The organism is Salinibacillus xinjiangensis (assembly GCF_009649735.1).
Classification (GTDB): Bacteria; Bacillota; Bacilli; order Bacillales; family Alkalibacillaceae; genus Salinibacillus; species Salinibacillus xinjiangensis.
The window spans coordinates 130,841-145,159 of the sequence record NZ_WJNH01000007.1 but is presented as its reverse complement, the minus strand read 5'-3'; the positions used below and the strand labels follow the sequence as shown (position 1 = coordinate 145,159).

Here is a 14,319-nt window from a genome sequence, read left to right as displayed (position 1 = left end):
TTGGGAGTGCGTGCATGTGGGGGTGTGGGTGTGGGGGTGCGGGTGCTGAAGATGACCTCGGAAATGCTGATGATGTGGATTGTATGCTGAAGTAGCTTGCGTTTATGCTAAAGATGAGCGGGTAAATGCTGAATATGGCTGGCTGTTTGCTATAGATTAGGCTGCAAATGATGAAGAAGTGGACAAGCTGAAGTTTGTGCTTCATGTGCTGAAGATGGTAAGCCAAATGCTAAACATTCCCCTCTAAATGCTGAAGTCCGGCACAAATGCTATAGTACAACGGGGTTACGCTAACGTCGAGAGGATTAATGCTGAAAATGACGCCCATTTTGCTATAGATCAGGTGCCAAATGCTGAACCCCACTCCCTCAAATACCTAAACATCCCATTCTAAATGCTAAACCCCTCGCACACGCTCCAGCACCCCCACCGTCACCCAAGCAAAATACATTAAACCACCAAAACTAACTCCCACTCATAGCAGGCAATAGCCACTCATAATACTGTACTGCCCAGTAAATAGCAATCAAGGTTAAAGCTGCCGTTGTACTAATCCATATAATCTGCCATTTCGAATGCTCACGAAATTTTACGTAAACAATTAAAAACGGAAATAAGATAAATATTAATGCTAAGCTTATTGAAAATAGAAGAAGAAAAATTGCCGCTAATCCACTCACTGATACCATACTAAATGCGCCTAAAAACGTAAAAATAGGGATGGCCATGAATATTGGTGTTAAAACCAAAAAGAAGTATGCTCTAATTCTGTAAAATATTATAAAATCAGCAACAGTGTTAGAGCTCATCCATAAATAGAATGCATGCCACTGTCGTTTTACCCATTCTCCCAAGGTTTCCCCTACTCGTTTCACATTGGTTTGAAAGGTTTCCATACTGTTACCCCTCCGTTCGTACTTACCTATCTATACCCTTATGATACGAAATAAATCTCGTTTATAGAATTAATATTTCCATTTTTTCTGACATAAACCCTGCTAGAAAGTCACAAAAAGATTGTTTGTTGAGGACGATTTTTGTCGAGACTATAGTTGTGAAAAATTTGAGAGGATGCTTTTATATTATCTTTTTCTATAAACTGTTTCATGCTAATATAAAGGAAGATAGTTAGGGAGGGATAAAAATGAGTGTTTTTGCTGAAGCTACGCCAAATCCAAATGCCATGAAATTCACTGCTAGTACAGATATTTTTTCTGGTGATGGAAGTGTATCTGTGATGGCTGGACAAACAAGTGAATATGCCATCTTAAATGAACTGATGGAGGTTGATGGTGTAGATAACGTGTTTGGATACAAGAATTTTATCACTGTTAATAAAACCTTTGATGCTGAATGGGATCAGCTGATTCCTAAGGTTGAAGCAGTTTTTGAAAAGAATGGATATTAATTAGTCAAAATAAAAAAGGTCAATCAGCTTTAATAGCATGATTGACCTTTTGTTATAACTTAAAAATAAAATGGGCCTAATACAACAATATATAACAAATATTGTATTCCGAGAAAATATGAATATTTACCGATGACACCCCAGTCACGCTTAATAAGCTTTACACTAATCAACGAGAAAAGGGCAAACAATAATATAAAGAAGAAATCATTGCCTGCAAATTTTATATAATCCGGAGCATGGAGATAAGCATTAGCTGGGAATAGGTGGTCTCGCATAACCAATGCCCCTGCAACGTAAATCAATACTCCTAAATATAATATCCACGGATTGTTGTTCATATCACGATTGCGGTCTTTATACCGATAGAACAAGCTCACTACTCCTAAATAAACAATCGGTATTATAGTCCAGACAATCATAAAGTATAAGAGAAATACAGATGTAGACAAGCTTCCAATACTCATACCGAATCCAACTAAATACTCCTCTACAGATGTTTTTTCTGCCTGTTCCACGACGTTTGGATTACTTGAAGCAAGCTTTAGTTGATATTGATTTTGGTCTGCGATTTCCTTCCAGCCTACAGCCTCATCCCCAAAGAAGAATGGAGCTGATGCTAATGCGTAGTTATTGCTTCGTCTCTCAACTGTAATCTCAGAATTATCACCAATCAGCATGGAATAAATGTTCATGGCTTGGTTATCATTTGTATCGGTATAAGTAAAACCTACACTTCGGAATAACACCTCTAAACCACCGTCAACGGGCCTTAATTCAAATTGTGAAATATTTTCTAGTGGCCCTTTTGTCACTGGATCATAGGGTTTCAAGTCTACTAATTCTATCTCAGGATTCTGTATGGAAAATTCACTATACAGAAAGAAAAATTGCTTGTTTTGGCTGCTCTGTGACTCAGCAGAAACACCTAAATAAATCTTATTTTGATCAGAGGTAAACACCATTTGATTAATTTTGTTACTTGCCCCTACATTAACTTCCTTACTAATGACTTCTTTATACTGGTCGTTTTCTTGCTTTTCAAAAAAGGTCAATTGCCCACGGTTTAAATTATTAGTATAAACGAGCAAGTAGTTATCAGAGCTCTGGATTTCTTGTACAGGATGCGAAACTCCAACAACTTTTTGGGTATCATTTGTATTTAGATTTAAAGCAAATATATCCTGGCCTTTCGCATAATATATTTGATCATTGGCAGGATGGAATAGTTCGGCCTCGGCAATCACTTCGGTTGTTGCGCCATTCATAATTTTCTCTTCATCAAAATAAAAGACTTTATCCTTATATACATAAAAATCATCCCAGCTATCCACTTTTGTCGGGATTGGCTCTTCCTTAATTTCACGTAAATCGGAATCAAAGCTTTTTTTCACTAATTCTTTATTTTGACTGTATATGATATCTACTTGACCTTCATTGACTTCGACTTGCGGGTCATGATAGCCATCTATGGTAGCAATCGGTAGGTCCCGACTCCAGTCCTCGGTAGGTGGGGCTGTAAACCGTTGCAAATTGATTATGTAGAGAATGGCGAGCCCTACTAGAACAATCGCTAATGGTATTAACCAAAATAATTTTTTTCTTAATTTCTCCATCTTCGTCTCTCCCTATCACTCTAAAACTACTAAAGTGTGTTACTAGTTCTAATTTTCTCGAAATTATACCTTATTTTATCATAAGTCATCGAAGCTGTCTGAAAAAGTGTGAAGTTTATAATAGGAATATAATAAAAACCCTCTTAGTTTTCAAAAGAAAACTAAGAGGGTTTGATGAATCATTCTGCGGGTCTTGTAAATGGGATTTCTTCTACAAATGGGTTCGCATCAATACTTTTTTGATCTACCTCCATTGGCAGTAATGTGACCGTGGCCATATATTCTCCAGGCTCTATCTTTCCTTCTCTTCCTTCGTAATTCCATTCAAATTCCCATGTTAACGTTTTGTCAGGTTCTATTTCTTCAAAGATTAAGGCTTCGGTAAAAAATCTCCCCTCCGAAAAACGGTAAACTTCTTCCTTCGTAGCGGCATCTCTCACGACAATTTCGTATTGTTGCCCTGATGAAAAGGATAGCTCAATCGTTTCATCGGTTGGGTTTCGTAGCTCCATTTGGAATACAGCTTTACTGGCGGTTGCATTTACCGTTACGTTATATTCTAGCTGATTTAACACCTTTGACACGTCAGACACTTCTCCTTCCTCCAATTCATCAAGAGTAGGGAGCGTTTCGCCTGTACCTTTTTGTCCATGAGTGGTTTCACCTTGGTCAGCTGATTTCGAATCTTCAGCTGTTCCACAGCCACTAATCGACAAACATATCAATATCATCAAAAGAAAAACATTTTTCACCTTCATCCCTACCTTTTTTATCTACTTACTACAATAGTCGATTAACTGGTAAAGATGTTTCACTTATTAGACATCCCTTATACTACTTTTTCATCCTCTTTTCGGAAGAAGCCAAAAATTCCTGTAGTTTGAATAATATTTGTAAAGGCGTGCGGATCCACTTCCTTTATAATCTGCTCTAAATCATATAGTTCATATCTTGTTATTACCATAATTAACATGTTTTTATCCTCTTTCGTAAAAGCACCCTTTGCCGGTAAAGTGGTGATTCCACGAACCATATTGGCATGGATAGCCTGTTCTAGGTCGTCTGCCTTCGTCGTAATAATCATGGCTGTTAACTTTTGGTGACGTGTATGTAGCGCATCGATTACTCTCGTAGAGGCATATAGCGCCACAAGAGTATACAAGGCCTTTTCAGGGTCATATAAAAAGCCTGCCATAACAATAATAAATCCATTCATAATTAAAAAGTACATGCCAATAGGGCGATCCTTCTTTTTAGATAACACCATTGCAACAATATCCATACCGCCTGTGGACGCTCCCCACTTTAGGGTTAAACCAATCCCAACTGCGGCAATGACACCACCAAAAACAGCATTTAACAATATATCGTCTGCTAAATTTTGCAGAGGAATGACTTCTAAGAAAAACGTCGTGAAGGCAACGGAAATGGCACTGTAAATGGTAAAGCCCTTCCCTACCTTATACCAGCCTAAAATGGTAACTGGTATATTTAGAATAAATAAGAGAATACCAGTAGAGATATCAAAGCCAATGAAATCCTTAAATATACTGGACAATAGCTGAGCAATCCCGGTAAAGCCACTGGCATATACGTTGGCTTCAATTAAAAATAGGTTTAATGAAAGTGCATTAAGCAGTGCACCGAAAATAACAACGGCGAATCGCTTCGCTTCTAATAAAAACATAAAGAACACCTCGTTATTCCATTCTCACTTATTAACGTTGAATAATTGACGAAAAACCTTTTCCAATATACACTAAAGTAAATAATGATAGCATAAATTATAGTAGGTGAGAATATGCACGTCAAAATTGTGACTGATTCGGCTTGTGATTTACCAAAATCAATATATAAAGATTATGACATTGATATGGCACCACTGCTCGTCCATCTAAATAATCAGGACTATTACGATGGAAAAACCATTGAACCCAAAACAGTATATGATGCCATGAAGGAAGGGGCCGCCCCTAAAACATCTCAGGTATCACCTGAGGCATTCCTGGACATCTTTACTTCATACGTTGAACAAGACCAACCCTGTGTGTATATCGGTTTCTCCTCTGAACTGTCTGGAACTTTTCAAAGTGCAACGATTGCAAGACAGCAAATTCTAGACGATCATCCTGATGCCAAGCTTTATGTTGTAGACACAAAGTGTGCTTCGCTCGGACAAGGACTTGTTGCCATGCGAGCTGCTCAGCTTGCTAAGGAAGGTGCAGAAGTAGAGAAAATTGTAGAGACAGCTGAATACCACGCCAAACATATGGAGCATATATTTACCGTTGACGATTTAGAATACTTACAGCGTGGTGGCCGTGTAAGCAAAGCTGCCGCCTTTTTCGGTGGACTTTTACAAATTAAGCCTCTCCTTCATGTAGAGGATGGCAAGTTGATTCCACTGGAAAAAATTCGTGGTACGAAAAAGGTCTTAAAGCGTATGTTTGAATTGATGGAATTGAGAGCCCACGACATCAATAATCAAACTGTGGCCATAAGTCATGCTGATGATTTACAAACAGCCGAAAAGCTTGCTGCAATGATTAATGATAAATATGAACCAAAAGAGATCATCGTTAGTAATATTGGAGCAGCCATTGGAGCACACGCTGGTCCATGCACTATTTCGCTCTTTTTCTTAAACAACACACATGTATAATTTACCCTAATTTTCATTACTATAACGATTTATCCTTAAAATGCATAGTTAAAACTATGCATTTTTCTCTTATAATATCTAGTTTAGTCAAGTTTTCTAATCATTGAATAAATTACCACTGGGAAATTTAGTGATGAACCTCTTATCACACGAATATATATGATATCATCAAATCAGATAAAGGGGGAATTACATTGCGTCTTAGAGATTTAATCACAGCCTATCAACAAGAAAAAGAGCAGTGGCCAGAATCACCAAACGCTCTACTAGATTTCTGCCAGTACAAGTATAATAGAGGAGAATTGGAGGCCGAAGATTACCGTAAGTTGTTTTCCAAATTACATAATGAGGGTGCAACTTCAGCTTACCAACTTCATTAATTGATAAAGGGTGAAATCATGATACAAATGATTTCTCCCTTTTTTATTTAGTGTTCATTTCCTAGCAAAAATTAGTCATGAAAAAACGGCAGTGCTATCACTACCGCAATTCCTCTATCCTATAAAAACCATGCCATACCTAGGCCCAAGCGACCAAATCCTAGCATAATCGCAATTAATAAAGCTATGACAAACTGAATCCACCATGCCTTGGTAGGAGCACCTTTTTGGGTCTTTACACTGATCATTTCCATCGCAACAATAACCCATAAACCTGCAATAGCCTTAATAATCAATTCTCCACTCATACTAGAATATGCGGCAAACAAATCTCCACCAGAATACAAGATTAATAAATAATCCAAACGTAAAACCATGTGTAGGATTTTAGCTGTCTTTTCTTTACCTGCTTGATTCGAAAAAGCTAGAACAACCAAAAACAGAATTAAAGCTAATACCCAGGATGTGATATGTAAGTGCGTCGTTACCACTCTCATTCCTCCTTACAAATTCTTGTCCTTGACCATCATATCATCTTTTCCTCTTATCTGCTAATGAATTATACATCACCAATATTATTCATAGGTGAAACCTGTTATAATATATTAAATATATCATTACATAGGAAAATCTAGGCATCTAAGAATGTGAAATTTTTAAATGGAGGGGATTTTTGTGACAATAACCAGCCCAGATATTATTCAGCAAACTGAAAAATATGGAGCACCAAACTACGTACCACTTCCAATTGTAATTTCTAAAGCAGAAGGCATTTGGGTAGAGGACCCAGAAGGAAATCGCTATCTAGACATGCTAAGTGCTTATTCCGCTGTAAACCAAGGACATCGTCACCCGAAGATTATTCAAGCCTTAAAGGATCAAGCAGACCGTGTGACACTAACATCTCGTGCTTTTCACAGTGACCAGCTTGGTGAATGGTACGAAAAGATCTGTAAGCTCACAAACAAGGAAATGGCACTTCCAATGAATACAGGAGCAGAAGCTGTGGAAACCGCCATTAAAGCCGTACGTCGCTGGGGATATGACGTTAAAGGAATCCAAGAAAACCAAGCTGAAATTATTGCGTGTGTTGGAAACTTCCATGGAAGAACGATGACAGCAGTTTCTTTATCCTCAGAGGATGAATATAAGCGTGGATTTGGTCCTATGCTTCCAGGAATCAAGGTCATTCCATATGGTGATGTGGAGGCACTAAAAAACGCCATTACAGAAAACACAGCCGGTTTCTTGTTAGAACCGATTCAAGGGGAAGCTGGAATTGTTGTACCACCTGAAGGATTCTTAAAAGAGGCCTATGATGTTTGTAAGGAAAATAACGTTTTATTTGTAGCTGATGAAATTCAAGCAGGTCTCGGTCGTACTGGAAAAACCTTTGCCTGTGATTGGGAACAGGTTGAGCCTGATGTGCTTATCTTAGGAAAAGCACTTGGCGGTGGTGTATTCCCGATTTCCTGTGTGGTTGCCAATAAAGATATTCTTGGCGTATTTACCCCTGGCTCCCACGGCTCAACCTTTGGTGGTAATCCATTGGCTTGTGCTGTTTCGGTTGCTTCCTTGGATGTTTTAGAGGAAGAAGAGTTAGCCGAGCGTTCCCGAGAGCTTGGTGAATATTTAAAGAGTGAGCTCGAAAAAATCGACAACCCAGTTATTAAGGAAATCCGTGGGAAAGGGTTATTTATTGGAGTAGAACTAAATGAACCTGCTCGGAAGTACTGTGAGCAGCTAACGGAAAAAGGGCTCCTTTGTAAGGAAACCCATGAAAATGTCATTCGTTTTGCCCCACCACTAATCATTGATCGGAAGGATTTAGAGTGGGCGGTTGAGAAAATTAAAGAAGTGCTTTAGAAAAGGGATTGGGTGCCCCCCTAAGTAGTTTACTTTTTGATGGAGAAAAATTGAATTAACAAGTGGAAATAGCATACCAAAACGCATAGTGATGGTGTGCTATTTTTCGTTGAAAAGCCTGTGATGGACGCCTATGAAGGACATTTTAACTCAGAAGCGCTGGGGAAATGGCCTTCATCATGACTATGAAGGACAAATTAACTCAGTAACGCAGCTGAAATGGCCTCCATCATGCCTATGAAGGACAAATTAACTCAGTAACGCTGGGGAAATGGCCTTCATCATGACTATGAAGGACAAATTAACTCAGTAACGCAGCTGAAATGGCCTCCATCATGCCTATGAAGGACAAATTAACTCAGTAACGCTGGGGAAATGGCCTTCATCATGACCATGAAGGACAAAATAACTCAGAGACGCTGGGGAAATGGCCTTCATCATACTTATGAAGGACATATTATCTCAGAAACGCTGGGGAAAATGGCCTTCATCATGCCTATGAAGGACATATTATCTCAGAAACACAGGGGAAATGTTCTCCATCATGCCTATGAAGGACATATTATCTCAGAAACGCAGCTGAAATGTCCTCCATAGTTTAATAATCTAATATTAGATATAAAAATGCTTGGATAAATCATAATACTTATCCAAGCATTTTGTGTGTTAAATCAATTGTTAAAAACACTGCTAAACTGTCTGGTATTATTATGAGATTTGATACTTTTCGCCGCGTTAAGTGAACTACTTAGGTGACCCCAAATGCATGTTTAAGGATTAGGCACGTAGCCATCTCCAAATCTCTTTAGGTGTTGCATTTTTCCCATACATTAAAATCCCCACTTTGAAGATTTTTCCGGCCATTTTCATAAAGACCCAAATGCTAACCACTAGGATGGCTAGCGAAATGAAAATTTCCACCCAAGGCCATTCCTCCAGCATCGAAAGTCGTAGAAGCAAGACTCCAGGTGATGTGAATGGGATATAGGTTCCAATTTGAGCCATTAATCCATTAGGATCACTTAGAACTGGACTGATAAAGATGAATGGTAAAAATGGTAGCATCATGACCATTCCCTGAAAATTTCCTGCAGTAGTCATATCAGCCATGGTTGCACCAACACCAACAAACACCGCAGCAAACAATAGATAACCTAGAATTGCGATCATGACTAGTAATATTACATCAGGCACTAATAGATATTCTAAGACAGGTACATCGATTCGCCAGAGTAATACCGGTAATACAATGGCTATGGAAACAACGGACTGAATCAATCCTAATATAAAATAGCCAAAAATTTTACCCTGCATCAATTCACCTGGTGTTAAAGAAGATAAAATAATTTCAGCAATTTTATCCTTCTTTTCCTGGGAAGCACTTTGGAAGATTGCCATCCCCGTAAATACAATAGAAAGCATAATAAAACCCGCGAACGCTCCTGGAACAATACGCTCTAATAAATCTTCACTTGAAGCTTCGTCCGCCGCTTCAGACTCTTCAGTTGATGGGGTGGATTCTGCCCTCACATCCTCAAAGTTAAATCGTTGTGAAACGATAGCCATTTCTTCCTCTGAAAATCCGAGCTGCGCCATCTGCATAGCTTGAAGTGGGGATTCCAAGACTTGGACCTGATTCATAAAAAATGGGTTAATTTCATCACTTGTATAAACCGGGATATTCCCTTGTTCAAGTACTTGCTCCTGTACAAATATATAGGCCGTATGCTCTCGATCTTCTAGTTTTTTTTCAACCTCAGATTGTTCAAGATTAGTCTCCTGGAGTTCCCAGTTGAATCCGACCTGCTTGATTGTCTCTTGAAGTTGAGGAAAGACCCCTAATTGGTCGTTCACAAAAACATGGGTCAACTCTTCCTCATGAGATTCATCAGAATCCCCAAAGAGGGTGCCAAAAATCATAAAGCCAATAATGATGACTGGCGTTAAAAACAAACCAATCACAAAGGTTTTATTTTTAAGATTACGTTTTAGTTCCCACTTTGCTACTTTCAAAGAGTTACGCATGACTCTCACCCTCTTCCTGAACTAAATTTTTATTTGTCGCAATATCAATAAAAATTTCATGAAGAGAGGTGCGATTGATTTTCAATTCCTGTACATCTAAATGATTAGGAAGACTTTTCAGCCAGTTAATCGGCTCTACATCCTTATCCAGATAAAGAATGGAATGCTCAGATTCCTGCTCCACTCGTTGTACGCGAGGTATGCCCTCCATATCTCGGATTTGATTATCTCCATGGATGGTACACTTAAAATTAGCGTATTCTGCTTTTACATCATTTAACGTACCGTAAATCACCTTTTGACCATGCTGAATCATAAATAAACGGTCACACATTTCCTCTACTAGATTCATCTGATGAGAGGAAAGAAGGATTGCCGTGCCATTATTGGCTAAATCTCTAATTTCCTGCTTAAAAATCTCCTGACTTACCGGGTCTAAACCTGAAAAAGGCTCATCTAATATCAGAAGTTCAGGTTCATGGATTATAGCTCCAATAAATTGAACCTTTTGCCCCATTCCTTTTGATAGCTCTTCAACCGAGACATTTTCCTTTCCTTCTAAATCAAACTTCTTTAAATATTCTAAGACTCGTTCCTTTGCCCGATGTAATGGATAATCCTTAAGGTCAGCCAAATATAATAGAATGTCCATTACCTTTACATTTTTATATAAACCTCGTTCCTCAGGTAGGTAGCCAATTTTATTACGTGGAATTCCTTTTCCCTTATGGTTGTGGAACGTGATTGAGCCCTCATCCGGATACATTATTCCCATAATATTCCGAATTGTAGTTGACTTCCCCGCACCATTTGGCCCTAAAATAGCCATAATTTCACCTTTACGAACATCGAAGGAAATATTCTTTAATGCCTTTTTGTCCTTAAAGGATTTTTCTAGCCCTTCGACTGTTAACATGACTTCCATCCGTATTCACCCTTTCATCGACATAAACCCAATAGTTATCTTACCATAGTTTTCCATCAACATGTGTGTTTCTTTAGCTTTTTTAACGGCTGCCTTTGATTATACGTTAACGACCGCCACACCCATTCTAATGGACCGTATTGAAAATGGGTTAGCCACCATTTACTCGCAAAGATTTGACAGATAAAAATTCCAATGACAATCACGACACTCCATGCAGGGCTCACCTTTCCATATAAATTGAAACCCGGTCCGTAGAATAAGATAAAGCAAATAATAGACTGACTAATGTAATTAGTTATAGACATCCTCCCAACATAAGTCAAAAGGTTTAGGCTTTTTCTCCACCATGAGTGCTGGAATAAAAGTGTAATACCCACAACATAAAAAATACTTGATGCAGCTCCACCTATTTGATCCTGGGCGAAATTAAACCAGTCAGGTCGCCCCCACATATAGGGTCCTGCTTTAAAAAGGATGAAAACGAACAAGGAGATTCCTAAAATCTTCTTTAAGATTGGTTGATGGTCTTCCACTTCATGTAGCCATCGTTTTTTCATGAAGAACATTCCGATTAAAAACATCGGTAATAACGAGATGATTAAAAAGATAAACCCGATTCCTTCATTGACGTACATCCAATCCTGGTAGTTTTGCTTCAGAATAAGTATCCAGGATTCGCTGCTATAATTCGCCAGTGCATCTGATATGGCTGGTCGGTTCACCCACCCTAAATAGTCACGCGACATATACAAAAGCCATGTATATAACAAAGTCGGAACAATAGATAGGATAAAAAACCACTTGAGCAATGTTTTGGGCTTAGTAGAAAAAAAGAAAAATAATAATACACCCACAACAGCATAACTAATCAAGATATCCCCATGCCAGATGAAAAAGGCATGTATTAACCCAAAGCCGAGCAAAATCAAGAGTCGACGTATTAAAATTCCTTGACCGGCTCGCTCTTTCATCATTTGCATTCCAAATCCAAACAAGAGAGAAAACAGTGTATAAAAGCTAGCCTGAAAGAAAATATCGATGATGTCTTGTATGGTATGGTCCAAAGGCTGGTCCCAAAATAACTGCTCCCCTCCATATAAAAAATAGGGCGCATTAAACGCAGGAACATTGACCATTAAAATGCCAAAAAGTGCAAATCCTCTTGCGGCATCAACCCATGGTAAACGCTTCGATTTATGTAACGGTGCTTCTGCTTGCATAAGACGATTCTCCTTTCCCAATGAGTTCAAACTAGGGTAGGTGACAGGCACCCAATAAATCCAACTACATAAAATAGTACCATAAAGGAGGTAACGATATGCCTGCGTTTGTTGGAGCCGTTAAAGTAAATAGCGTCGGGTCATCTAGTATATTTCACATTGGCGATGTTTACGCCATGTCCCCAACCAGTTCGGCTAAAACCTTTGCAGGTGGCGGTTCCTTTAATACTGGAGACGGACTAAGCATCAATGTAGATCAGTCTTACACCTATGTAACAGATTCAGATACATTTGATCAAACCATTGTAGGCAATGCCTAGGGAGTGTGAATTAAGATGAATTGTACGATCTATCAGAACATCTCCATTCATTTTTTAAAGGTAGGGTCTGTAACCAATTCTTCCGTCCTACAAATTGGAAGCTCAGGAACCATTCAGGGTTTATCAAATTTATATAATACAGGTGGTTATACCCAACCCGCTGAAGAAGCTGAACCCATTGGTCAACAGAAAGAGTTTCAACCAGTCGTCCCCCTTGCCCCTCCATCCTAATCACAAGTAATCCCCTTCCTGCATAGCATACAATAGATATTCGCCCATTTCAGGAGGGAAGGGCTATGTATTCTTATGATTGGCAGCAGTATTTTAAAGCACTGGAAAATAAGATTAAGCAGATGGAAAATCAAATGAAGGAGCTAGAAACCCAAATCTACTCCATACAAGAGAGGCCGATGACGAACATTGAAAAAATTGAATATAATTTTGATCAGCTAAAAATTGAGTCGCTGGAAGGAACCTTAAATATCGGGTTGTCCCCTGATGGTCTTTCATCCGAAGAACTATCCATTCCAAACCCAAATAATCAACAGCAAGGTACAAATCCGCCACGCAGCCAACCACTCGTTCAGGATATTATGCAGGAGTTACAGGGCTATTTTAATCAAACCTTACCTACTAAAATAAATCAATTCGCGCAAGAAACGGAGAAATCCTTTCCGCCTGGCTTTCAAAATATGATTATGCAGGACGTTTATAAACAGCTTCCAGATCGAATCCAGCATTATATTCGTCTACACTCTGAAAACAACAATGGCATGCTGAACAAGGAAACAAAACAGCAGATCATGGAAGATGTCAAAAAGGAAATTACCCATTCTGTGAAAAAGTTTATAGATGGAAATGAAGGAGGTACAACGAGATGAATTTCACCGTACACAATCGGGAGTTAAATGTAGGGCACGTTCAAATCATGGGGGTTGCATCATCATCGGTCTTTTTAGTTGGTGACAATGAAACCATCCAGCTTTCATCGATGTATGATACACCACCTGAGTCGTATATTGTTGGATCAGCTGTACCATTTGGATCAGGTAGGACTATTTAATCCAATGAAACGAAGAAATTCCAAGGTATCACATGTATATGTAAATTCTGTGGCTTATGGATCTGTATTTCAAATCGGCGATGCGGTCAAGGCTGATCCTTATCTACGGGCCATCGCCGTCCAAAAGGAAGGCGCATTTTTTGACGCGAATGATTTTCCATTTGCGAGTTTCCCAATGTTTACGACACCTTTTCCAAAGATTGTTTCGACCCTACCTGTTGATCAGCAACACATCCACCACGATCCCAACATCCATGTCCATTCCTTTGACATTGAAGGGATGACGGGTGCTTCCATCGTCCAAATTGGTTCCCTAAAAGAAATTGATGCAAAAGCTAGAATTAAGCATTTTCGTATTGTTAGAGATGAAGATTAGAACCATTTTTTTATGATGACATAAGATAATAGTAAACAAATCAAGGATAAAGTAGGTGTCGTTTATGCCTTCAATGGTTGGACCGATTAAAATAAACAGTGTTGGCGGTGGCGTCGTCAACTTCGGGGACGCCTTTTATTTAGCGCCAAAATCCTCATCAAAAACAAACGCCGGTTCAGGTGGTTTAAATACCGGTGATTTCATTAACACCAACAACGGCATCAGCTCCACCAATCCATTTGATCCCGATGTACAGGATCAAGGGAATGTGGGCAATGCTTAAGGATTTATGTAAAAGGGGTTCTATGAAAGTGTGTGATGCTTTCATAGAACCCCTTTTTTCTTGGTGGCTTGCGGGAGTTTGGGCGATTCTGTCAGTGGAATGTGGAATCACGTCTGCTGCTTGTTTAATCAAGTCATTTTATTGGCTTCACGCTATAATCATGTCGCAACCA

The 14,319-nt window shown here is 39.0% G+C and carries 18 protein-coding genes; 10 read left to right on the top strand and 8 right to left on the bottom strand.

Translation table 11 applies throughout. The features are described from left to right. Positions 1–464: 464 nt before the first annotated feature. Positions 465–896, bottom strand: a complete 432-nt coding sequence (locus GH754_RS12010) for a hypothetical protein (protein WP_153728942.1) — start codon at positions 894–896, stop codon at positions 465–467. A gap of 248 nt (positions 897–1,144) precedes the next feature. Here GH754_RS12010 and GH754_RS12005 point away from each other — a divergent pair, with 248 nt between their 5' ends. Continuing rightward, entirely contained in the window at positions 1,145–1,408 is a 264-nt protein-coding gene (locus tag GH754_RS12005; protein WP_153728941.1) for a NifU N-terminal domain-containing protein, read from the top strand. Positions 1,409–1,467: 59 nt separating this feature from the next. Here GH754_RS12005 and GH754_RS12000 read toward each other — a convergent pair whose 3' ends face one another. The 3 genes from GH754_RS12000 to GH754_RS11990 all read right to left on the bottom strand — a co-directional run bounded on the left by GH754_RS12000 (position 1,468) and on the right by GH754_RS11990 (position 4,711). After that, complete coding sequence (locus GH754_RS12000; RefSeq protein ID WP_153728940.1) at positions 1,468–3,024, bottom strand: hypothetical protein; 1,557 nt, start codon at positions 3,022–3,024, stop codon at positions 1,468–1,470. Between the two features lie 179 nt (positions 3,025–3,203). Further along, a complete protein-coding gene (locus GH754_RS11995; RefSeq protein WP_194841343.1) occupies positions 3,204–3,776 on the bottom strand; it encodes a BsuPI-related putative proteinase inhibitor in 573 nt (190 codons plus the stop codon). Between the two features lie 77 nt (positions 3,777–3,853). Beyond that, positions 3,854–4,711 carry a YitT family protein gene (locus GH754_RS11990; protein ID WP_153728938.1) on the bottom strand — a complete coding sequence of 286 codons (858 nt, stop codon included), beginning with the start codon at positions 4,709–4,711 and terminating at the stop codon, positions 3,854–3,856. Positions 4,712–4,825: 114 nt separating this feature from the next. Here GH754_RS11990 and GH754_RS11985 point away from each other — a divergent pair, with 114 nt between their 5' ends. Both GH754_RS11985 and yppF read left to right on the top strand, forming a co-directional pair. Continuing rightward, on the top strand, positions 4,826–5,686 hold the full coding sequence (locus GH754_RS11985) for a DegV family protein (protein WP_153728937.1): 861 nt from the start codon (positions 4,826–4,828) through the stop codon (positions 5,684–5,686). Positions 5,687–5,880: 194 nt separating this feature from the next. Further along, positions 5,881–6,066, top strand: a complete 186-nt coding sequence (gene yppF / locus GH754_RS11980; protein ID WP_153728936.1) for a YppF family protein — start codon at positions 5,881–5,883, stop codon at positions 6,064–6,066. A 119-nt stretch (positions 6,067–6,185) separates the two neighbouring features. On the opposite strand, the gene GH754_RS11975 is transcribed toward yppF, so the two are convergent. Then, positions 6,186–6,557, bottom strand: coding sequence for a YisL family protein (locus GH754_RS11975; RefSeq protein WP_323741994.1), 372 nt, complete (start codon positions 6,555–6,557; stop codon positions 6,186–6,188). Positions 6,558–6,741: 184 nt separating this feature from the next. On the opposite strand from GH754_RS11975, the gene GH754_RS11970 reads away from it, so the two are divergent. Beyond that, positions 6,742–7,932 carry an ornithine--oxo-acid transaminase gene (locus GH754_RS11970; RefSeq protein WP_407690667.1) on the top strand — a complete coding sequence of 397 codons (1,191 nt, stop codon included), beginning with the start codon at positions 6,742–6,744 and terminating at the stop codon, positions 7,930–7,932. 777 nt (positions 7,933–8,709) lie between these two features. On the opposite strand, the gene GH754_RS11965 is transcribed toward GH754_RS11970, so the two are convergent. Genes GH754_RS11965 through GH754_RS11955 form a run of 3 tightly spaced genes read right to left on the bottom strand, consistent with a single transcriptional unit; the run spans position 8,710 to position 12,105 of the window. Beyond that, positions 8,710–9,957 (bottom strand): ABC transporter permease, encoded by a 1,248-nt coding sequence (locus tag GH754_RS11965; protein WP_153728933.1) that lies wholly within the window; start codon positions 9,955–9,957, stop codon positions 8,710–8,712. Further along, positions 9,950–10,882 carry an ABC transporter ATP-binding protein gene (locus tag GH754_RS11960; protein ID WP_153728932.1) on the bottom strand — a complete coding sequence of 311 codons (933 nt, stop codon included), beginning with the start codon at positions 10,880–10,882 and terminating at the stop codon, positions 9,950–9,952. Before GH754_RS11960 ends, GH754_RS11965 begins: the two co-directional genes overlap by 8 nt. 56 nt (positions 10,883–10,938) lie before the next feature. Then, on the bottom strand, positions 10,939–12,105 hold the full coding sequence (locus tag GH754_RS11955) for a DUF418 domain-containing protein (RefSeq protein ID WP_153728931.1): 1,167 nt from the start codon (positions 12,103–12,105) through the stop codon (positions 10,939–10,941). A 98-nt stretch (positions 12,106–12,203) separates the two neighbouring features. On the opposite strand from GH754_RS11955, the gene GH754_RS11950 reads away from it, so the two are divergent. The 6 genes from GH754_RS11950 (at position 12,204) to GH754_RS11925 (ending at position 14,147) form a co-directional block, all read left to right on the top strand. Beyond that, positions 12,204–12,425, top strand: a complete 222-nt coding sequence (locus GH754_RS11950; RefSeq protein WP_153728930.1) for a spore germination protein — start codon at positions 12,204–12,206, stop codon at positions 12,423–12,425. Between the two features lie 15 nt (positions 12,426–12,440). Continuing rightward, positions 12,441–12,656 carry a spore germination protein GerPB gene (locus tag GH754_RS11945; RefSeq protein WP_153728929.1) on the top strand — a complete coding sequence of 72 codons (216 nt, stop codon included), beginning with the start codon at positions 12,441–12,443 and terminating at the stop codon, positions 12,654–12,656. Positions 12,657–12,721: 65 nt separating this feature from the next. Then, the gene (gerPC, locus tag GH754_RS11940; RefSeq protein WP_153728928.1) at positions 12,722–13,306 is read left to right on the top strand and encodes a spore germination protein GerPC; all 585 of its coding nucleotides are present in this window, start codon (positions 12,722–12,724) and stop codon (positions 13,304–13,306) included. Further along, a complete protein-coding gene (locus GH754_RS11935) occupies positions 13,303–13,488 on the top strand; it encodes a spore gernimation protein GerPD (RefSeq protein ID WP_153728927.1) in 186 nt (61 codons plus the stop codon). Before gerPC ends, GH754_RS11935 begins: the two co-directional genes overlap by 4 nt. Positions 13,489–13,492: 4 nt before the next feature. Next, positions 13,493–13,864: a spore germination protein GerPE gene (locus tag GH754_RS11930; protein ID WP_194841342.1), complete on the top strand. Its 372-nt coding sequence runs from the start codon at positions 13,493–13,495 to the stop codon at positions 13,862–13,864. A 64-nt stretch (positions 13,865–13,928) separates the two neighbouring features. Beyond that, positions 13,929–14,147 (top strand): spore germination protein, encoded by a 219-nt coding sequence (locus GH754_RS11925; RefSeq protein ID WP_153728925.1) that lies wholly within the window; start codon positions 13,929–13,931, stop codon positions 14,145–14,147. Positions 14,148–14,319: the final 172 nt, after the last annotated feature.